This is a genomic window from Actinoplanes rectilineatus (assembly GCF_000962825.1).
Taxonomy (GTDB): Bacteria; Actinomycetota; Actinomycetes; order Mycobacteriales; family Micromonosporaceae; genus Actinoplanes; species Actinoplanes rectilineatus.
In genome coordinates this window covers 22,389-42,899 of the sequence record NZ_JZKF01000052.1, presented here as the reverse complement: position 1 = coordinate 42,899, position 20,511 = coordinate 22,389, and the positions used below count along the sequence as shown (strand labels likewise).

The window sequence follows — 20,511 nt, the reverse complement described above, 5'->3', positions numbered from 1 at the left end:
CCAGCGCCCCTGTCTGGGGCATAGGCCGGGTTCGCGGGCGTGCCCGGACCTAGGATTCGCTGATGGAATTCGGACTCGACACCTTTGGTGACGTCACGGTCGGCGCGGACGGCAAACCTCTCTCCTACGCGCAGGTCATCCGCAACGTGGTGGAACAGGCGGTGCTGGCCGACCGGGTCGGGGTGGACGTCTTCGGGGTCGGCGAGCATCACCGCGACGACTACGCGATCTCGTCGCCGGAGATCGTGCTCGCGGCCGCGGCCGCGAAGACCGAGCGGATCACCCTGGGCACGGCCGTCACGGTCCTGAGTTCCGATGATCCGGTACGCGTGTACGAGCGCTTCGCCACGCTGGACGCCGTCGCGGGCGGCCGGGTCGAGATCATTCTCGGGCGCGGCTCGTTCACCGAGTCGTTCCCGCTGTTCGGTTTCGACCTGGGTGACTACGAGCGGCTGTTCTCCGAGAAGATCGACCTGATGACGCATCTGCTCACCGAGGAGCCGGTGAACTGGTCCGGTTCGATCCGGCCGGAACTGCGTGACCAGCACGTCTATCCGAAGACCGAGTCGGGGCGGATCCGCACCCTGGTCGGGGTGGGCGGCAGCCCGGAGTCGGTGGTCCGCGCCGCGGGGTACGGCCTGCCGCTGGTCCTGGCGATCATCGGCGGGGCGCCGGCCCGGTTCGAACCCTACGTCGAGCTGTACCACCGGGCGCTCAAGGAGCTGGAGCAGCCGGAACAGCCGATCGCGGTGCACTGCCCGGGCTTCGTGGCCGATACGGATCAGGAGGCGCTGGACATCCTGTGGCCGCACGCCCGGCGCAATCTGGACCGGATCGGCCGGGAGCGCGGCTGGCCGCCGGCGACCCGGGACCGTTTCGAGGCGGACATCACCGACGGCGCGTGGCATGTCGGCTCGCCGGAGACGGTGGCCCAGAAGATCGCCGAGACGGTGAAGGTGCTGGGTATCCAGCGGTTCGACCTGAAGTTCTCGCACGGGACGCTGCCCCACGAGCAGCTGATGAGATGCATCGAGTTGTACGGGACCGTGGTGATCCCGCGGGTGCGGGAACTGCTCGCCTGATCCAGCGGACGGGTTCCGCTCGTACCCGCCGGGGCGCTGTTCCTGACCATGCCCTGAGCGGGACCCGAACCGGCTTCACAACGACATAAAAGGGCCGGCGGACGATTTCGTCCGCCGGCCCTTTCGCTGTCTCTTGCCCGGTGCTGCCGCTCACCCTGAGGGCCGCCGCTCACCCGGTAGCTGCCGGCTACCGATTGATGCTCTACTTGTTGATGCCGTACTTCTTGCAGGCCCGGGTGTACTTCGTGGTGCAGAGCTTGTCGTAGCTCACGTACCCGCTGGCCACGATCGACTTGATGTTGTTGGCGGTGATCGCCTTCGGGTCCAGCTTGCGGAACGGGACGTAGGCGCCGGACTCCGGGTCCTTCAGCTTGTCGGCGATCTGCGGCTTGACGTCCTTGTACAGGCTGATCGCCAGCTCGGCGGCCGCGTCGGCCTCCTGCTTGATCTCCTTGTACACGGTCATGCACTGGTCGCCGGCGAGGATGTTCTGCAGACCCTGGGTGGTCGCGTCCTGGCCGGTGACCGGGACCTTGCCGTTGAGGCCCTTCTCCTTGAGCACCTCGATCGCGGCGTTGCCGAGGCCGTCGTTCGCGGACAGGACGCCGCCGATGTTCGGGTACTGCTCGATCATCTGGGAGAAGATGACCTTGGCCTGCTCGTTGTCCCAGTCCGGCACGTACTGGTCGGGGCCCTTGGTGTAGGCGGCGTTGTCGTACATCGGCTGGAGCACCGAGTCGTAGCCGTCCTTGAACAGGTGCGCGTTGTTGTCCGTGGGCGACCCGTTGAGTTCGGCGATGACCGGGCTGCCGGTGGTCTTCGAGGAGAGGCAGCTCTTCAGCGCCTGCGCCTGCAGGACGCCGACCTGCTCGTTGTCGAAGCTGACATAGTAGTCGGCGCCGCCGTTGAGGGTCAGCCGGTCGTAGTCGATCACCGGGACGTTCTTGGCCTTCGCGGCGTCGATGACCGCCTTGCCGCTGGCCGAGTCCAGGTTCGCGATGATCAGGACTTTGACACCGGCGGCGAGCATGTCGTTGCCGAGGGCCTTGAACCGCTCCTTGTCCCCGTCCGCGTTGACGATCTCGTGCGGGGTGTCGCCGAACGCCGCCTCCAGGTAGCGCGGGTCGGCCGTGGTCCACCGGTCCGAGCTCGAGGTGTCGGGGAGGATCACGCCGATGCCGTTCTTGCCGGTCGCACCGGTCCCGCCGCTGCCGGTGGTGGCGGCGCCGCCACTGGTGTCGCTCGGGTCCGCGCCGTCGTCACAGGCCGTCAACCCCACCGTGCTCAACAAGCCGGCGGCGACCAGGGCGATCAGGGACTTACGCATGGCGTTGGGTGTCCTCTCAGGGTATATCCCGAGCTGCTCGGAGACGCTGAACGGTCGGCCGGACGATGGGCAGCGTCCCGTGGCGGCGACATCGTGCGGGTCCGGGAGCAAGATTATTCACATCTCACCGGTAACTGCCAAACAATCACTGCCAGCGACCAATGCAAGGTGTTATCTGCACTCACCGTCACTCAATACGCCTAAGCGGGCATTAATGCGGCGGTGGAGCCGGCCCCGCGGGTGACGCGGGGGCCGTCCGACGATCGGGCCGCGCGAATACGATCACCGATCTTGGGGTGGCGGCGGAACCGGCCGAGCGGTTGATCATCTTTGACCGCCCGCGGGTGGCGATCACCCCTTGGTCCAGGTGAGGCGACTACCGAGGGGCGAAAGCGGACGGCGATGACCGAATTCGGTCATCGCCGCCATGTGTTGCAGGAGGGGTCATTTCTCGCAGTGCCAGGGGTCCGTCACACGCCATTTTGATCTTGATCGGTGCGGCACCTCGAGGAGATGTTCGCTCTACTCTTTTGCTCCTTGGGCAAGCTTTTCCGTGCAGGTTTACCCCTACGGTCGGCGCCACCCTTTTGTTGGGTGCGGCAACAATTAACGAGAGCCGAGGTCCGCACGTTTCCGGAACAAATTTTGCCGTTCACGGGAAAGCAGGGCTCAGGCTGATCACTTCACGACAGGCCGCGGCGTACCCGCCAGACGGCAAGACCGACCGGAAGCCCGGCCGGCGCAACCCGGATGCCGAACTCCCGCCATGGCAACGACCAGAACCGGGTGCTCGGCACGTAGACCAGCTCCTGGCGCAGACCCCGCTCGCCGAGCCACGCGGAGCAGGCCTTCGAAGCGCCCTGACCCAGGCGCCGGCCGCACTTGGTGCGATCGACCGGCCCGGTGAGCACCGCCCCGGGCGCGTCCACCGTCCGGTTGCTGAGCACCCACCCACCGGTCGGCGAGTGCTCCCGAAGGACACTCATCCGCCCGCTGTCGACGTCGAAGTCGAGCCGCTCCGCCCGATCAAAATCGGCCACCGTCGGGGTCGTCGTCGGGCCAGCCAGCAACGGGCGAATCATCAGCGGAGCATCCATCTGCACAGCGCCCACGATCAGCAGCGCCACCGCCATCGTCAACGCCAACGCCAGCACCAGCACCAGCACCAGCACCAGCACCAGCACCAGCACCAGCACCAGCACATCGTCGCCTCCCCGTGGTCGTGCCGCTCGTACCCGTCGTCCCCGTGCCACTCATGACTGGCGCTCCAGGACCCGCCGAGGCTCCGCCGCGCCGCCCGTGTAGGCGAGCACGATGCCCTTCAGGTCGAGGGGCCGACCTGCCGGGACGGGTCGTCGATCGGGGCGGTACCGCGCACCACCAGCGTCGACTGCATGTCGGCATAACTCTCGTCCACCACAAGCCGGACACCCCTCGATATGACTCTCGGTCCATCACATGCCGGCCACCCCTCGATATGACTTTCGGTCCACACAAGTCGGCCCACACCCCGAGGTCGTCCAGTTCACGGCGGCCCGGGTCACGGCCTGCCTGATCCGCCAGATCCCCGCCCGTCAGGTCGCGGATTTGGAACGACCTCGCCGCCGCAGAGAGCGCGGGTCATCGCAGAATGACGGCATGACACTGGTGATCAGGAGAGCGACTCCGGACGACGTCCCGGCGCTGCGCGAAGTGATGGGTGCCGCGATCGCGGAGCTGCAGAAGGCGTTCCTCAGTCCGGAACAGATCGCCGCCAGTCAGGCGATCATGGGTCTGGACACGCAGCTCATCGACGACGGGACGTACTTCGTGGTCGAGGAGCCCGGCGGGACGGCGGTCGGGTGCGGGGGCTGGAGCCGCCGGGCCACGCTCTACGGCGGGGACCACTCCGCCGGGCGGGACGCCGCGCTGCTCGACCCGGCACGGGACGCGGCCCGGGTGCGGGCGATGTACACGCACCCGGACCACGCCCGACGCGGGATCGGGCGGATGGTGCTCGCCGCGTGCGAGCAGGCAGCCGCGGCCGAGGGCTTCCGGTCCCTGGACCTGATGGCCACCCTGTCCGGCGAGCCCCTCTACACGGCGGCCGGGTTCACCGTCGTCGAACGCCTGGCGGACGACCGTACGGGGGTGCCCGTGCCGCTGGCCCGGATGCGTAAAAAGATCACCAGTTGACGGCGATGTACTTCGACTCGAGGTACTCCAGCAGGCCCTCGTGCCCGCCCTCCCGACCGATGCCGCTCTGCTTCACGCCGCCGAACGGGGCCGCCGGGTCACTCACCAGGCCCCGGTTCAGGCCCACCATGCCCGCCTCGATCGCCTCGCTCACCCGCAGACCGCGCGCCAGGTCACCGGTGTACACGTACGCCACCAGGCCGAACTCGGTGTCGTTGGCCAGGCGTACCGCTTCGTCCTCGCCGCTGAACGTCACGATCGGCGCGACCGGCCCGAAGATCTCCTCGCGCAGGATCGGCGCGTCCGCGGCCACCCCGGTGAGCACCGTCGGCGGGTAGTAGAACCCCGGACCGGACGGCCGGGCACCACCGGTGATCGCCTCCGCGCCGGCGTCCAGCGCGGACCGCACCAGGCCGTCCACCTTCGCCACGGTGTCCTCGTTGACCAGCGGCCCGACCTGCGTCGCCTCGTCCGTGCCCGGACCGACCACCAGGGCGGACATCCGCTGCGCCAGCCGTCGGGAGAACTCCGGGGCCACCGTGGACTCGACGTAGAACCGGTTCGCCGCGGTGCACGCCTCACCGCCGTTGCGCATCTTCGCGAGCATCGCGCCCTCGACAGCGGCGTCCAGGTCGGCGTCCCCGAAGACCACGAACGGCGCGTTGCCACCCAGCTCCATCGACGTGTTCACCACGTTCTCCGCGGCCTGGGCGAGCAGTGTCCGGCCCACCTCGGTCGAACCGGTGAACGACAGTTTGCGGACCCGGGCGTCGCGCAGCATCGCCGCGACCACCTTGCCGGAACTGCGCGACGGCAACACGTTCACCACACCCTCGGGGACGCCTGCCTCGGCCAGGATCGCCGCCATCGCCAGCGCCGTCAGCGGCGTGTCGCTGGCCGGTTTGAGAACCACCGTGCAGCCCGCGGCGAGCGCCGGCCCGATCTTGCGGGTGGCCATCGCGGCCGGGAAGTTCCAGGGCGTCACGAGTACGCACACGCCGACCGGCTGGCGGACCACCAGGATCCGGTTCGCCCCGGACGGCGCGGTCGCCACGACCCCCTCGCCCCGGACCGCCTCCTCGGCGAACCAGCGGAAGAACTCCGCCGCGTACGCCACCTCGCCCTTCGCGTCGGTGAGAGCCTTGCCGTTCTCCAGGCTGATCAGCCGGGCCAGCTCGTCGGCGCGGGCCGTCATCAGCTCGAACGCCTTACGGAGCGCTTCCGAACGTACCCTCGGAGGGGTCGCCGCCCAGGCCGGGCCCGCCGCGGCCGCAGCGTCCACGGCGGCGATCGCGTCCGCCTCCCCACCGTCGGCAACCGAGGCGATCACCTCGCCGCTCGCCGGGTCGAGCACGTCGAAGCGGCCTCCCGCGGTGGCGGGCACCCACTTGCCGGCGATGAACAGTTCGGTCTCCACGGCGTAGCTCCTCACGTGTTGCAGCACGGATCCGGTCCTCAGCATCGTCCTGATCTTCGGCGCGCGCCACGGTTCCTGGACGGAGACGGGCACACTGGAGGTATGCCCACCTTCACGCAGCGCATCCAAACGTTCCTGAACAGTCCCCGCGGCCGCCGTCTGGTCGAGCAGGGTCGCCGCCAGCTCGCCAAACCCGAGAACCAGCAGCGCCTGCGCAGCCTCCTCACCCGCCTGCAAGGCCGCCGCCGGTAGCCCGGCCGGTTGTCCGGTCAGTTGCCAGGCCAGTCGTCTGGTCGGCGCTGTGAGCGATCAACACGGCAGGCTCGTCAGTCGTCCGGCCGGTTGTCAGGCCGGTTGCCAGGCCGGTTGCCAGGCCGGTTGCCAGGCCGGTTGTCCGCCGTGGACGGCGAGTGGTGGCGAGACGGCGTCGTCTACCAGGTCTACCCCCGGTCCTTCGCGGACGCGTCCGGCGACGGGGTGGGCGATCTCGCGGGCCTGACGGCCCACCTCGATCACATCGCCGGCCTGGGTGCCGACGCGATCTGGGTGACGCCCTTCCAGCCGTCTCCACAGGCAGATCATGGGTACGACGTCAGCGACTACACCGGCGTCGACCCGCTGTTCGGTGATCTCGCCACGTTCGACGACATGCTGACCCGTGCCCACGAGCGGGGCCTGCGCCTCATCATCGACATCGTCCCCAACCACTGCTCGTCGGAACACCCGCTGTTCCGGGCCGCGGTGGCCGGGGACGCCGCGGCCAGGGCCCGTTTCCATTTCGCCGCGCCCGCGGACCGACCGCCCAACAACTGGCCCAGCGTGTTCGGCGGTCCCGCCTGGACGCAGACTCCAGACGGTTCCTGGTACCTGCACCTGTACGCCCCCGAACAGCCCGACTGGAACTGGCGCGACCCGCGCACCGCCCCGTTCTTCGACGACGTGCTGCGTTTCTGGTTCGACCGGGGCGTGGACGGTGTCCGCATCGACGTGGCGCACGGCCTGTTCAAGGCGCCCGGGCTACCGTCCCTGCCGGCCGAGGACCTCGCCCGGATACAGCCGGGGCGGCTGCGCGCCAACCCGCTCGCCTGCGACCAGCCCGAGGTGACCGGCGTGTACCGGCGGTGGCGGACGATCGCGGACTCCTACGACCCGCCGCGGGCACTGATCGGTGAGGTGAACCTGGAACCCGAGCTCGCCGCCCGCTATGTCGGCCCCGACCGGTTGCACCAGTCGTTCGCTTTCGCGTTCCTGCTCGCGCCGTGGGACGCCGGTACGTGGCGCGATATCGGGGACCGGCTGCTGCGCCACTCTCCGGTCACCTGGGTGGTCGAGAACCATGACGTGGTACGCACCCCGACCCGCTACGGCAACGAGGCCCGCGCCCGTGCCGCCGTGCTGACGGTGCTGGGCCTGCCCGGTGCGGCGTACCTGTATCAGGGGCAGGAGTACGGCCTACCCGAAGTGGACGTGCCCCCGGACGCCCGCCAGGACCCGGCCTGGCTCCGGTCCGGCACGTCCCGGGACGGCTGCCGCGTGCCGCTGCCCTGGACCCGCTCACCGGCTGGCACCTACGGCTTCTCCTCGGCGACAACCAACGACGAGTCACACCGTCCCGAGCACGAAGACGGACCGAAACCGGAACCGGAACCGGGGGAACCGGGGGAACCGGGGGAACCGGCGCCGGAACTGGATTCGGGGGAACCGAGGGAATCGGAGCTGGCACCGGCACCCACACCGGCACCCACACCGGCACCCACACCGGCACCCGCACCGGCACCGGCACCGGCACCGGACGAGCGGACACCCCGTTCACGGCAACCCTGGCTTCCCGTACCCGACGGTTGGGGTGATCACCTCGACTCGCTCACGCTGCCGCTCGTGCGGGCCGCTATCGCGTTACGCCGACAACTCCACGGCACGCCGCTGACGAGTTCTCCTACTCATGGCGGATCCGACTCCGCGTTCACCACGCCGCGCCCCGCCCAGGCCACCGGTGCCTGCGCTTACGCGGGCGCCGACAGCGACAGCCACAGCGACAGCCACAGCGACAGCCGCAGCCGCAGCCGCAGCCGCAGCGACAACGGAACAGCCCGCGCTACCGCTATCGGATCCGATGCCGTCCTGTCCCCCTACGATCCGGTCGTGTGGTCCGTCGATCACGACGCGCGCCTGACAGCCCGCCGCCCCCGCTTCTCTCTCGTCGTGGCCATGGGCATGCGGCCGGTCCCGCTCCCGCCCGGCGATCTTCTTCTGACCAGCTCGCCTCTCACGCCCGACGGCATGCTGCCACCCGACGCAGCGGCTTGGCTCACACACTGTGATGCCGCCTCCGGCGACATGTTGCCATCCGACGCCCCGGTCTGACTCGCGCCTTGATGTCACCCCGGACGGCATGCCGAGACCCGACGCCATGCTCCGACTTCACGCCCTGATGTCACCCCGGACGGCATGCCGCAACCCGATACCCGCAGAGTGACTCGCACACTGGCCGCCTCACCACTCCCACCGCTCCCATCAGTCCCACCACTCCCATCAGTCCCACCACTCCTATCGCTCCCACCGCTCCCACCCCGCTGGCCCCGCCCGCCCCTCACGTCCGCCGGTGGAACTGGTTGCGGCGCGGCCGGCGGGCCGGGTCCAGGTGGGGCGGCGGCAGGAACTCCGGATGTCCGTCGTCGCCCATCCGCACCTCCCAGCCGCTGTTCGCGTCGTGCACCACCCGATGGTGATAGCCGCACAGCAGCGTGACGTTGCCCAGGTCCGTCGTTCCGCCCTCGGACCACGGCCGCACATGGTGGCCGTCGCACCACCGCGACGGCCGGTCGCAGCCCGGGAACGTACACCCGCGATCCCTGGCGACGAGCGCCTGGCGCAGCGAACCACTGACGAGTCGCCGGGTCCGACCCGCGTCCAGCACCTGGCCCGGCCCGTCCATGACCAGGGGGAGGAGCCGCGCGTCGCAGGCCATCCGGCGGACGGTGGACGCCGACACCGGTTCACCGTCGTCGAGCACGCCGGACGTCAACTCGCCCTTCAACACGTCGAAGGCGGCAGTCACGGTCACCTGGGGACGGTCGCCGCCGTTCTCCGGAAGCGTGCCGCCGGCCAGCATCCCGCGACAGATCTCCACCAGCGCGTCCGCCCGGCGCTGTTCCGGGGTCCGCGCCTCGCCTGTCTCGGCCTGTTCGGCCGCCGCGCCCGCGGGGCTGCACAGCGGGTCCAGGGCGGCGCTCACCACCGCGGCGGACTCGGCGTCCAGCATGCCCCGCAGGCTGATCCGCCCGTCGCCGAGCGGGCTGAGCGTGAAGTATCGGTGGGCATGCACGTCCCGCTCGCGCCGCCGCAATCGCTCCTCCTCCGCGGCGTCGCCCTCGTCGGGCTCGACGTGGGCGAGGATCCGGTTCCCGGCACGGCGCAGTTCGACCGGGTCGAGGACCGGCGCCCAGTCACCGAGCAGCCGGCTCGCCTGGAGTCTGCTCTCCGCGTCCAGGCTCGCCGGCAGTTCGCCGAGGACCGAACTGATCACTGCCAGCTGCGACGCGTTGACCTCGCCGGCTTTGACGAGGGCGTCCACCGCCGGGTCGGCGTCGAGCAGTCGGGCCTGGGCGAGCAGCCCGCCGGCCTCCCGGGAGGTGATCAGCAACCGGGTGCGCATCCACATGTTCGCGGTGGCCACGTTCTCCTTCTGAGGGATGCCGCGACCCTCCACCTCGCGGACCGCGTGCAGCAGCGCGGCGTGGAGCACCTGCTGGGCCTGGTAGACGCCGTTGAGGAACCCCAGCAACTCCGCGTCCGGCAACGGCCACAACGGCGCCTCGGCACACGCCGACGCCGCCTCACTCAACTTCTCGACAACCTCCCGCACACCCCCATCTTCGAACACCTGTACGACTCACCGCAAGCTTCCACCGTCCTGACCGCTATGCCCGGGCGGCGCGCACCAAGATCGCCGATCCGCTACTACGGCCAGTCCGAATCCAAGAGTTCCCGCAGGCCAGGCGGTTCGACCGGATCGGTCAACGCCGCCAGTTCAGCCGGGTCGACCCATGCGACGGCCCGCAGTTCGCTCACCTCGTACTCCAGAAGCCCGTCCTTGACCACCAACGGCCTGGACGTGGCGAACCTGGCCCGGAAGAACTGTTCCGGCCCGGTCATCCGGCGCCCTTTCCACACGGAATCCCGATGGACCTCGACGTAGCCGGGGAGAATGGCCCCCGGATCGAGGCCGGTCTCCTCCATCAATTCCCGGCGGGCCGTTTCCAGTGGTGTCTCCCCGGGGTCGATGCCGCCACCCGGCGGCTCCCAGAGGCGGTGGCCGTCGGTCGGGTCTTCCCAGTTCATCAGCAGGATCCGGCCGTCGACGTCGATGCAGATCACCCGAACGGCCGGTCGGTGAACGGTCTCCATCTCCGGAGCCTAAGCTGCGTCGAGTGGCCAAGTACTTCGACGTGCACCCGGACAATCCGCAACCGCGCAGCATCCACCAGATCGTGGATCTGATCCGCGGCGACGGGCTGATCGCCTATCCGACCGATTCGTGTTTCGCACTCGGCAGCCGGATGGGCAACAAGGACGGCATCGACCGGATCCGTGCGATCCGGCACCTGGACGACCGGCACCATTTCACGCTGATGTGCCACGACTTCGCGCAGCTGGGTCAGTTCGTGCAGATCAACAACGCGCTGTTCCGGGCCGTGAAGGCCGCGACGCCGGGGCCGTTCACCTTCATCCTGCCCGCGACGAAGGAGGTGCCGCGACGGCTGCTGCACCCCAGGAAGAAGACCGTGGGGGTACGCATCACCGCGCACACCACCGCCCAGGCGATCCTCGCCGAGTGGGGTGAGCCGCTGGTCTCCAGCACGCTGCTGCTGCCCGGCGAGGCGGAGCCGATGACGCAGGGCTGGGAGATCAAGGAGGCGCTGGATCACGTGGTGGATGCGGTCGTCGACTCCGGCGAGTGCGGTACCGAGCCGACCACCGTGATCGACCTGTCCGGTGGCGTCCCGGAGGTGCTGCGGACGGGCGCCGGTGACCCGTCGCGCTTCACGGACTGACCCGTCGCACTTCACGAACCGGCACAACGCACCTAACGAACCAGCACAACGCACCTCACGAACCGGCACGACCAGGAACCGTCCCGCGTGTCACGGCGGTTCACCCGGTTGACGGGCCGGCCTTCGCGCGCAGGGTGGCCGCCCCCGGATGGTCCAGCTTCTCCAGCAGTGCGAGCGCCAGCGCGAACTGTTCGTCCGCCGCCGCCCGTTTCCCGGCGGCGGCGAACGCGTCCCCCAGATGCTCGCGGATCTCCGCCTCACCGAGCAGGTCTCCCGCCTCCACGTACAGGTCGAGCGCCTGCCGGTAGGCGTCCACCGCCGGTCCGTGATCGCCCCGCTGGTGGCGGGCCCAGCCGATGCTGTCCCAGGCCGCCGCCTGCCCGTAGCGGTCGCCGAGCTCGCGCTGCAACTCCAGCGCCTGCCCGCAGTGCTCCAGGGTGAGGTCGTGGTGGCCGAGCTGTCCGAGGTACCAGCCGAGCGCGTTGAGTGCCCGCGCCTCGCCGACCCGGTGCCCGGCCCGCCGGTACAGGTCGAGCGCCTCGGTGGTGTACCGCAGACAGTCGTCGTGGCGTCCCTGCTGCTCCCGCATCCAGCTCATGCTGAACAGGGTGTGCGCCCGCCCGGCCGGGTCGTCCGCGGCCTGGTAGAGCCGGTCCGCCTCGTGATAGTGCGGCTCGGCCTCGTCGTACCGGCCGACCTGTACGTACCCGCGGGCCAGACTGCGCTGGGCGAGCCCCTCAGCCCGGATCGCGCCACTGCGCCGGGCGGCGGTGACCGCGATCCGCCCCGCGGTGATCCAGTCGTCCCAGTGCCCCTGCCGGTCCAGGAAGTCGAGCATCGCCCACGGCAGCTGCCAGCCGTGCTCAGCCCCGGCCGGAGCCCCCACGTGGTGAGGCCCCGGCTCACCACCGAGCTCAGCCGACCGGCGGGGTCGGGGCAGCGCACGCCCGTCGGACGATCGGCCGGTTCCGGAACTCTCCGCGGCGAGCTGGATCAGCGCCATCAGCGTGGCATGCTCGGCCGTGAACCACTCCAGCGCCGCCGCCTCCCCGTCCAGGCTCTCCGGTTCCGCCCCGTCCACCGGCACGCCCAGCCGCAACGGCTCCCGCTGCGGGTCCAGCAGCAGTGCCGCCGCATGGCCGGTGTGCAGATAGTGGTCCAGCAGGCGGCGCACCGCCGGGCCGTTCTCCGCCAGGGTCGAGAGATCTTCGGCGTACGCGCGGAGCAGATCGTGCGTGACGAACCGCCCCGACCGGTGCTCACTGATGAGGCTGGCGGCGACCAGTTCGGCAAGCGCATCCTCGGTCCCGTCCGTACTCGCGGCAACCCCGCCGACGGCCTCACCGGCAGCCCCACCGGTAGCTTGCAGCAGTTCTTCCACCTGGTACGGCCCGCGATCGGTCCCGTCCGCCCCGCCGAGCCCGCCGGCCATCCGCTCTTCGTCGACGCTCTCAGAACCGCCGGACACCCCGAGAACACCCGAGCGACTCCCACCGCCGGAATCGCCGTCCCCACCCGAACCGTTCAGTGCCCTGGCGGCGGCCACCGAGATGTCCGGCCCGGGATGTACGCCGATCAACCGGAACAGCCGTGCCGCCGCCGGACTCAGTGCCCGGTACGACCACGAGAACACCGTCCGCGGGTCGGTAGCCGCGTCCGTGCTGCGCATCCCGTCCAGCCGGGACGCCGCCAGTTCCGCCGCCACCTGTGCCAGCGGCTGGCCGGCCCGGAGCGCCGCCCGCGCCGCGACCGTCACGAGTGCCAGCGGCAGTCCCGCCGTCGCCGCGGCCAGGGTCGCCGCCATGCCCGGTTCGGCCGCCAGGCGTCCCGTCCCCAGGCGTCCGGCGAGCAGTTCCTGTGCTTCGCCGTCGTCCAGCGGCTCCAGCGGCACCGGCAGTGCTCCCGGCGAGGCGACCAGCCCGGCCAGCCGGTCCCGGCTGGTGACCACCACGACGCAGCCGCCGGCGCCGGGCAGCAGTGGCCGTACGTGCCCGGAGTCCCGTGCATTGTCGAGCACCAGTAGCGTCCGGCGCCCGGCGAGCATGCTGCGCAGCAGGCCCGTGCGGGCGTCGAGTCCCGGCGGCGCGGGCCGGTCCGGGGCCAGCGCCGCCAGCAGGGTCCGGGCCGCCTCCTCGGGTGTCATCACCGCGCCTCCGGAGTCGAAGCCGCGCAGGTTCAGATAGAGCTGGCCGTCCGGGAACCGTCTCCGGGCGCGGTGCCCCCAGTGCACGGCGAGCGCCGACTTGCCCACACCGGGAGGCCCGGTGATCGCCACGACCCGCGGGCCGGAGCCGATCAGTGCCTGTTCTCCGGTCAGATCCTGGCCTCCGGACAGCGCCCGCTCTCCGAACAGGGCTTGGTCTCCGAACAGCGCCCGCTCTCCGGTCAGGGCCTGGCCTCCGACCAGCGCCCGCTCTCCGGTCAGGGCTTGGCCTCCGACCAGCGCCCGCTCTCCGGTCAGGGCTTGGCCTCCGGACAGCGCCCGGCCTCCCGTCAGAACCTGGTCTACCAGTGCGAGTTCCCTGCGCCGCCCGGTGAACGCGACCGCGTCCGCCGGCAACTGGGCGGGCGCTCCCGGACGGGGCGCCGGATAGGCCGTGTCCCCGCGCAGGATCCGGGTGTGCAGGGCGATCAGTTCCGGTCCCGGTTCGCTGCCCAGTTCGTCGGCGATGGCGTCCCGGGTCCGCGCGAACGTCTCCAGCGCCTGGGCCGGCCGGCCCGCCACCACGAGCGCGTTCATCAGCGCGGCGGCCAGGCCTTCGACGGTGGGGTGGGCATCGGCGTACGGCCCGAGCCGCTCGGCCACCTCGTCGGCGCGCCCCAGCCGCAGCGCGGTACGCCCGAGGCGCGCGAGGACGTCCAGGCGTTCCCGGCCGAGCGCGTCGCGGACCCGTCCGGCCCAGGGGCCCGGTACTCCGGCCAGGGCCGGGTCCTCCCACCCGGACAGTGCCCGCAGCAGCAGGGCGGTGGCGTGCCGGTCGTCGCCGGTGTCCTCGGCGGCGCGGGCCTCGGACACCAGCCGGCGGGCCCGGTGCAGGTCGACCTGATCCGGGTCGCAGTCGATCAGGTAGCCCCCGGACGTCCAGCGCAGGATGTCCTGCTTGCCGGTGCCGGTGCCGGTGCTGATGCCGGTGTTGATGCCGGTGTTGATGCCGCCCAGGATGCGTCGCAGGCGGGTGGCGTACGGGGCGACCGGCGTACCCGAGCGCGGCGGCGCGTCACCCCAGACCCGGTCGATGATCGTGCTCGCCGGCACCACCTGGCGCGGAGTGAGCAGCAGGGCGGCGAGCACGCAGCGCTGTTTGCCCGGACCGAGGTCGACGGCCGTGCCGCCCTCGCCGATCAATCGCATCTGTCCGAGTAACTGCCACTGCATCCGCTTTCGTCTCCCGTGGGCACTCCGTACCGCCGAGTCCACACGATCGCCCACGATGCAAACGTTTTGCAAACCATGATCGTCACCATGGTCCGGCGTCCACGGGGCTCACGGGGGGTCGTGGGCGCTCCCAACTTTCCGCCGCACCACCCGGCGGCGCATCACGCAGCTCTATCCGAACGCCGGGCGAACAGCCCGGACAGAAAGCTCGAGAGCGGTCCGAGCAAGCGGTCCGAGCAAGCGGTCGGAGCGAGCGGTCGGAGCGAGCAGTCCGCGCAAGCAAGTCCGGGCGAACGGTCCGAACAAGTGGTCGGGCGAGCAGTCCGCGCGAGCAAGTCCGAGCGAACGGTCCGGGCGAACGTTCCGCGCGAGCAGTCCGGGCAAGCGGTCCGCGCGAGGCCAGCCGACGAGGCCGGCCCCGGGCGGCTCAGGCGAACAGGTCCAGCGGCACCGCGTCGGCCAGCGCGCCCATGCCCGCCTCGTTCGGGTGCAGGTGGTCGCCGCTGTCGTAGTCCGGCCGCAGCCGCCCGTGTTCGTCCGGGTCCAGCACCGCCGCCGCGAAGTCGATCACGCCGTCGCATTCGCCGCCGTACCGGATCCAGGCGTTGAACGTCTCCCGCCGGGCCCGGTTGGCCCGGTTGTCGTAGAGGGCGCGGGCGCCACCGAACGGCAGCAGTGTCCCGCCGAGGACGGCCAGTCCGGCGATCCGGGCGCGGGCGATCACCTGCCGGTGCGCGGTGATCAGGTCGTCGGCGCTCGCCGACGGTACGTGGCCGAGGTCGTTCACACCGAGCAGGGTGATCAGGTAGCGGGCGCCGGGCAGGGTGAGCGCGTCCCGGTCCAGGCGGTCCAGGCCGGACGGGCCGACGTGCGCCTCGTCGGGGGCCTGGCCGGTGGGCCCGTCCGAGCCGGTGAGCAGCCGGTTGCCGCTGATCCCGGTGTTGAGTACGGCCCGGTCCAGGCCGGCGTGCCGGAGGCGGGCGGCGAGCAGGTCGGGCCAGCGGTGGTTGACGTTGTTGCGGGTGCGGGCACCGGCGGTGATCGAGTCGCCGAACGCCACGACGGCCGCAGCGTTCCGGTCGGTGCGGACGGTGACTGCGGCGAGGAGCAGGAACTGGCTGACCGGGGCACCGGACACCTCGGCCGCGCCGGTGACGTCGCCGGGGCAGATCAGGTTGGTCTGGTACGCCTTCGGGCTGATCGTGCCGAGTTCGGTGCGGTCCGGCAGGTACAGGTCGACGATCAGGTCCGCGGCGGGTGGCAGGTCCAGGCCTGCGGGGTCGCTCAGCACGGTGCCGCCGGCCGGGACGGTCACCGTGGGCGACCCGTCGAAGGTGAGGTCACGGCCGGTGCCGGCCAGCATGTCGGTGCTGGTCACCGAGCCGGTGCGGCGGCCGATCCGGGCGCCGCCGATCCGTATCGGGCGGGTGCCGAACTCGTTGGTCACCATGACGCACGGTTGGTCTCCGCCGGTGCTCAGGTGCACGATCTGGCGCAGGGTCACGTCGGTGACGGTGGTCGCCCGGCCGGCGGCGACGGCGGTCGGGGCGGTGGCCCAGGAGCAGACCCGGCGGCGCCGGTCGGCGACCGGGTCGCGTTGTCCGGCGGAGCCGGGGGTGGCGGCCAGGGCGGTGGCGCCGGCGCCGGCCAGCAGCAGGGTGCGCCGGGTCAGGCCCCGGCGGAGTTCCTGCCACCGGAAGCGGTCGGGGGTGAGTCTTATCTGCGTTATGTCGGTAACGTACGGATTGCTGTCCGGAGCCGTCAAGCGGTCTCCGTAGACCGGGGGACGACGTCCGGACGACCCCGACCGGGGGACCCCGCGGCACGTCGGTGGGCGCGCCGCGAGATCCCCGGAGGTCAGGCCGTCGTCATGGCCCGGCCGTCATACGGGTCGGGCCATGACGAACAGGTCGGGCCGTCGTCATGGCCCGGCCGCCGTGCGGGTCGGACCATGACGAACAGGTCAGCCCGCCGTACAGATCAGGCCGCCGTACAGATCAGGCCGCCGTACAGATCAGGCCGCCGTACAGGTCAGGTTGTTCACCTGCGGCGGGGCCGTCCCGGATCCGAGCAGGCCGAACGTGACGTGCCCACCGGCCGGGACCGACGCGTTCCAGTTCTCGTTGGCCACGCTGACCAGCGAACCGCTGCTGGTCGCCTTGCCGCTCCAGGCCGACGCCAGGGTCTGCGTCCCCGGCCACGTCCAGGAGACCGTCCAGCCGTTCACCGCGGTCTCCGCGGCGTGCACCATCACCTCGGCCTGGAAGCCGCCGGTCCACGCCGAGACGATGTTGTACATCGCGGAGCAGCCGGCGCCGCTGGGCGGGTTCGTGGTGGTGGAGGCCGACGGCGTCGGCGAGCTGGGCGTGGTGCCGACCCCGGTGACCTCACCGTTGCCGCCGTCGAAGATCACGTCCGAGCAGCCGTAGAACGTCTCCTGGCTGTCCGACCGCGCCCACACCGAGTAGATCAGGTGCTTGCCGGTCTTGCCGGCCGGCAGCTGACCGTTCCAGTAGTAATGGCCGTCGTCGGTGCCCGGCCCGCCGGTCTCCGCCGGGTTGGTCACCTGGTCGAACGGGGTCGGCTCGAGGTCGCTCCAGGCCAGCGGCTTCGTCGGGTCGTACCCGTCCTTGGTGATGTAGAGCGAGAACGTACCCGGGTGCCGGGCCCAGTTGTTGTACTTGAACTCCACCGTCGCACCGGAGGTCAGGTGGGTGAGCGGCCAGTCGGTGCGGCCCAGGTTGAACCCGGTGAAGTTGTACGGCCCGCCGGTCCCGCCGCTGCACAGCTGGCCGTCGGGCAGGAACCCGCTGACCCGGCCCGCGCCGTCCGAGCGCAGCACCGCGAACCAGTTGTAGAGCGAGTTCGTCCCGCTCTGCGCCACCGCCGCCGCGCACGCCGCGTTCTTCGGCTCGATCGCGCCGGTGTTCGGGTTGCGCCCGTCCTGGTAGCACAGCCAGGTCCGGCTGCCGGGCATCTGCAGCGCGCCGTGCGCCTCGGCCGCCCCGGGCAGGGCGACGATGCCGACCGCGGCGGCGAACAGGAGCACCGCCAGGAATCTCAGCTTTCTCATGTCATCACCCCTGCGGGAACAGCCGGGCGTAGTCGGCGTAGCCGGTGGCGACGTCGACCTGGGCCCAGAACCGGTGGTAGTTGAAGGTCGGTGCGGCGCCGCCGTTCAGGTAGGCCTGGACCTTCGGGAAGTCCGGGTCGTCGCGGTAGAAGGAGCGGATGTCCAGGAACGAGACGCCCGGCTTGATGACGTCACCGTTGGGCATCTCGCCGGTCCAGCCCGGCGGGATGTAGATGCCCTGGCCGGTGGAGGCGTTGTAGACGTCGTCGAACCGGTTGTAGTCGGCCCGGGTCTCGGAGACCGACACACCCTTGCTGTCCTTGTACGCCCAGATCGCGTCGAGCAGCCCCTTGGCCGCCGTCTTCGCCTGCGTGTTGCCGGACTTGGCCGCGTAGTAGGTCAGCAGTTTCGCGTACGAGCCGGCGACGCCCAGGTCACGGCTGTGGTTGACGACGCTGACGTGCAGGCCGGTGTTGGCCGCCGGGCTGGACGGGTTCCAGGTGGCGGGTGCTCCGGTCCAGGCCAGGTCGGACGGGATCTGGAAGTCGGTCGCGCTGATCGTGGTGTTGGCCAGCGCCCACGGCACCCACTTGTCGAGTACCGCCTTGGCCTTGGCGTTGCCGGTCACGTAGTACAGCTCGGCGAGCCGTTCCAGGGACCAGGCCTGCATGCCGAACCACCGGTTGGACGGCGGGTCCTCGTAGACGGGGGCCTCGACGTAGGCCAGTCCGTAGAAGGTCGGCGTGCCGGACGGCCGTGCCGAGTAGTCGCCGTTCCAGCTGTTCGTCGCGCCACCGGCGATGGCGCCCTCGGACGACTGCAGCCACTGGTAGAACTCGAGCTGCCGGTCGAGGCTGGCCTGCCAGTCGGCCTTCGCGGTCGGCGACTTCGGGCTGAAGGCGCTGACGTTGGACAGGATGTACGCGGCCATCGGGTTCTGGTAACCGAAGTGGCTGGTCGACGAGCCGATCCGCCACGCCCAGCCGGCGCTGGTGTCGTACGCGCCGCCCCAGGCGTAGTACCAGGACATCAGGTTGCTCGAGGCGTTCTTGCCGGTGCCCGCGGCGCAGCTGGTCGACGCGCAGCCGGGCTGTTTGAAGTACTTGTCGTAGAACGAGTAGCGCAGGTAGTCGCCCATCTTGGCGGCGTTCGCCACGGCCGACGAGAGCTGCGACTGCTTGCCCTGCTCGGTGGCCCACTGCAGGGCCCAGTAGGCGACCTGCACGACCCGGGCGTCGGCGTCCGGGGCGTTGGTGTACTTCCACTGTTTGGCGTACGAGGCGTCCTTGGTGAACAGGTCGAGGTAGCCGTTCGGGCCGCCGTGCGCGAACGTGTCGCAGGACGGCTGCGGGACGGTCTCCCACGTCGACTCCTGCGGCCCGCGCTGGAACGTGTTGATGTACGCGACCCGGGTCGTCCCGTCACCGCAGTGGCCGAACCCGTACGTGTTGTCCACGTCGAGCAGCCAGTGCATGCCGTAGATGTCGTCGGTGCCGTACGCCGTCTTCAGCTCCGCCGCGAGGGGGTCCGTCCCGACGCTGACGCTGGTGTCGAGCTGCGACGGGTACTGCGACGGCTGCGGGTGCTCGGCCGCGTACGTGGCCGGTTTGGCGGGGTTGTAGTTGGCGTTCGTCGGCTGGTCGGCGTGCGACGGGATGATGTACTTCTCCATGATCGCCCAGGAGGCGTTGAACGGCGCCCAGTCCCCGGTCGACTGCCCGTGTTCGGCCTCCAGCCACAGCCAGTAGCTGAACGCCTCGCTGGTGGTCTCGTGGCCGTGGTCGGGCGCCTCGTCGATCAGCGTCTCGATCGAGTGGTACGGCACGCCCTCGGGGCTGAAGTAGCCGTTGGCCGGGTTCTTGATGTCGTTGTAGAGCTGGGTGAACCGGGCGTCGACCGCGCCCGCGTCGACGACCGAGACGCCGACCTGCGCGGTGGTGTACCCGGTGGCGCTGGCGGCCAGGGTCGCCGACAGGCCGGAGGTGGCCGCCGAGGTCGCGGCGACCGTGACGGTCTGCGCGGTGTTCCAGTTCGACGGGGTGAACGTCAGGGTCGCCGGGGTGGCGCTGACCGTGGTGCTGCCCGCGGTCCGGGCCACCGCCACGCTGACGTTGGCCGTCGGTGCGGCCGGCAGTTTCAGCGTGAACGTGGACGAGGCGCCGGGGGCGACGGTGACCGAGGTGGCGCTGCTGACGATCGCCGGGGTGGTCGACGCGTCCACGAAGACCGGCACGTCGGCGGTGGTGCTGCGGGCGCCGGTGCCGTCGTAGGAGACCGCCTGCACGTGGTAGGCGGCGCTCTGCGCCGGAACACCGCTCCAGGTGTACGCGTACGGCGCGGTGGTGTCGCTGCCCAGCAGCAGGCCGTCGTGGTAGAACTCGACCCGGCTGATCGTCTGTCCGGTGGCCGCCGCCGCGGTGGCGGTGATCGGGATGGACGCCGGGGCGGTGTACCGGGTGTTCGCGGCCGGCCCGGTGATCTGCACGGTGGGTGCGGCCGCCGCGCCGTTGCAGGCGGTCCCGTTGACGCTGAACGCGGTGGGCACCGGGTTGGCGGAGCCGGCGGTGGCGTTGAACCCGGTGCTGACCGACGCGCCGGTGGCCAGGGTGCCGTTCCAGGTCGCGTTGTTCACGGTGACGTGCTGGCCGGACTGGGCGTACACGCCGCTCCAGCCCTGGGTCACCTTCTGGTTGGCGTCCGGGAAGTCGTATTCGAGTTTCCAGCTGGACACCGGGTCGCCGGTGTTGGTGATCGCGATGTCGCCGGTGAAGCCACCGGACCACTGGCTCTGCACCTTGTAGACGACGGTGCAGCCGGCCGCCGCGTAGGCGGGTGCCCCGGCTGCCAGGGCCGCACCGGCGCCGAGGACGGCGACGCCGGTGACGGCGAGTCTGCGGCGCAGGCGGAACTCTCTGCTTCCGGGGAGCAGCCTGCTTCGGGGGAACGGTCTCAAGGGGGGTTCCTTTCCGCCGGTCCCGGTGGCGGCGGACGCCACCGGGACCGGACT

General features: G+C 70.7%; 14 protein-coding genes. 5 read left to right on the top strand and 9 right to left on the bottom strand.

The genetic code is table 11. The features are described from left to right. Positions 1-62: 62 nt before the first annotated feature. A complete protein-coding gene (locus WH85_RS30945; RefSeq protein WP_045745584.1) occupies positions 63-1,082 on the top strand; it encodes an LLM class flavin-dependent oxidoreductase in 1,020 nt (339 codons plus the stop codon). Between the two features lie 202 nt (positions 1,083-1,284). On the opposite strand, the gene WH85_RS30940 is transcribed toward WH85_RS30945, so the two are convergent. Next, the gene (locus WH85_RS30940; protein WP_045745583.1) at positions 1,285-2,409 is read right to left on the bottom strand and encodes a sugar ABC transporter substrate-binding protein; all 1,125 of its coding nucleotides are present in this window, start codon (positions 2,407-2,409) and stop codon (positions 1,285-1,287) included. 683 nt (positions 2,410-3,092) lie between these two features. Continuing rightward, positions 3,093-3,611, bottom strand: a complete 519-nt coding sequence (locus WH85_RS30935) for a hypothetical protein (RefSeq protein WP_045745582.1) — start codon at positions 3,609-3,611, stop codon at positions 3,093-3,095. Positions 3,612-4,047: 436 nt separating this feature from the next. Here WH85_RS30935 and WH85_RS30930 point away from each other — a divergent pair, with 436 nt between their 5' ends. Beyond that, positions 4,048-4,584, top strand: a complete 537-nt coding sequence (locus tag WH85_RS30930) for a GNAT family N-acetyltransferase (RefSeq protein WP_045745581.1) — start codon at positions 4,048-4,050, stop codon at positions 4,582-4,584. On the opposite strand, the gene WH85_RS30925 is transcribed toward WH85_RS30930, so the two are convergent. Then, positions 4,574-6,001 (bottom strand): NAD-dependent succinate-semialdehyde dehydrogenase, encoded by a 1,428-nt coding sequence (locus tag WH85_RS30925; protein ID WP_083449388.1) that lies wholly within the window; start codon positions 5,999-6,001, stop codon positions 4,574-4,576. The genes WH85_RS30930 and WH85_RS30925 overlap by 11 nt on opposite strands. 102 nt (positions 6,002-6,103) lie before the next feature. Here WH85_RS30925 and WH85_RS51775 point away from each other — a divergent pair, with 102 nt between their 5' ends. Further along, on the top strand, positions 6,104-6,253 hold the full coding sequence (locus WH85_RS51775; RefSeq protein WP_169792503.1) for a hypothetical protein: 150 nt from the start codon (positions 6,104-6,106) through the stop codon (positions 6,251-6,253). A gap of 147 nt (positions 6,254-6,400) precedes the next feature. Continuing rightward, on the top strand, positions 6,401-8,365 hold the full coding sequence (locus tag WH85_RS53290; protein ID WP_045745579.1) for an alpha-amylase family glycosyl hydrolase: 1,965 nt from the start codon (positions 6,401-6,403) through the stop codon (positions 8,363-8,365). Positions 8,366-8,591: 226 nt separating this feature from the next. Here WH85_RS53290 and WH85_RS47560 read toward each other — a convergent pair whose 3' ends face one another. Continuing rightward, positions 8,592-9,866 carry an HNH endonuclease signature motif containing protein gene (locus WH85_RS47560; protein ID WP_052720924.1) on the bottom strand — a complete coding sequence of 425 codons (1,275 nt, stop codon included), beginning with the start codon at positions 9,864-9,866 and terminating at the stop codon, positions 8,592-8,594. A gap of 95 nt (positions 9,867-9,961) precedes the next feature. Further along, positions 9,962-10,408 carry an NUDIX hydrolase gene (locus tag WH85_RS30910; RefSeq protein ID WP_045745578.1) on the bottom strand — a complete coding sequence of 149 codons (447 nt, stop codon included), beginning with the start codon at positions 10,406-10,408 and terminating at the stop codon, positions 9,962-9,964. A gap of 23 nt (positions 10,409-10,431) precedes the next feature. Between WH85_RS30910 and WH85_RS30905 the strand changes: the two genes are divergently transcribed. Continuing rightward, a complete protein-coding gene (locus WH85_RS30905) occupies positions 10,432-11,055 on the top strand; it encodes an L-threonylcarbamoyladenylate synthase (protein ID WP_045745577.1) in 624 nt (207 codons plus the stop codon). 100 nt (positions 11,056-11,155) lie between these two features. Here WH85_RS30905 and WH85_RS30900 read toward each other — a convergent pair whose 3' ends face one another. The 4 genes from WH85_RS30900 to WH85_RS30885 form a co-directional block, all read right to left on the bottom strand. Then, positions 11,156-14,431, bottom strand: coding sequence for an AfsR/SARP family transcriptional regulator (locus WH85_RS30900; RefSeq protein WP_083449384.1), 3,276 nt, complete (start codon positions 14,429-14,431; stop codon positions 11,156-11,158). A gap of 427 nt (positions 14,432-14,858) precedes the next feature. Further along, positions 14,859-16,196, bottom strand: a complete 1,338-nt coding sequence (locus WH85_RS30895; RefSeq protein WP_052720923.1) for an SGNH/GDSL hydrolase family protein — start codon at positions 16,194-16,196, stop codon at positions 14,859-14,861. Positions 16,197-16,445: 249 nt separating this feature from the next. Continuing rightward, positions 16,446-17,504 (bottom strand): lytic polysaccharide monooxygenase auxiliary activity family 9 protein, encoded by a 1,059-nt coding sequence (locus WH85_RS30890; protein WP_045745575.1) that lies wholly within the window; start codon positions 17,502-17,504, stop codon positions 16,446-16,448. A 4-nt stretch (positions 17,505-17,508) separates the two neighbouring features. Further along, a complete protein-coding gene (locus tag WH85_RS30885) occupies positions 17,509-20,433 on the bottom strand; it encodes a glycoside hydrolase family 48 protein (RefSeq protein ID WP_425394675.1) in 2,925 nt (974 codons plus the stop codon). Positions 20,434-20,511 lie beyond the last annotated feature (78 nt).

Excerpts from the sequence above, each read along its gene's own strand:
- WH85_RS30945 (WP_045745584.1), top strand. The coding sequence starts at position 63 with ATGGAATTCGGACTCGACACCTTTGGTGACGTCACGGTCGGCGCGGAC.
- WH85_RS30940 (WP_045745583.1), bottom strand. The coding sequence starts at position 2,409 with ATGCGTAAGTCCCTGATCGCCCTGGTCGCCGCCGGCTTGTTGAGCACG.
- WH85_RS30930 (WP_045745581.1), top strand. The coding sequence starts at position 4,048 with ATGACACTGGTGATCAGGAGAGCGACTCCGGACGACGTCCCGGCGCTG.
- WH85_RS51775 (WP_169792503.1), top strand. The coding sequence starts at position 6,104 with ATGCCCACCTTCACGCAGCGCATCCAAACGTTCCTGAACAGTCCCCGC.
- WH85_RS30910 (WP_045745578.1), bottom strand. The coding sequence starts at position 10,408 with ATGGAGACCGTTCACCGACCGGCCGTTCGGGTGATCTGCATCGACGTC.
- WH85_RS30900 (WP_083449384.1), bottom strand. The coding sequence starts at position 14,431 with ATGCAGTGGCAGTTACTCGGACAGATGCGATTGATCGGCGAGGGCGGC.
- WH85_RS30890 (WP_045745575.1), bottom strand. The coding sequence starts at position 17,504 with ATGAGAAAGCTGAGATTCCTGGCGGTGCTCCTGTTCGCCGCCGCGGTC.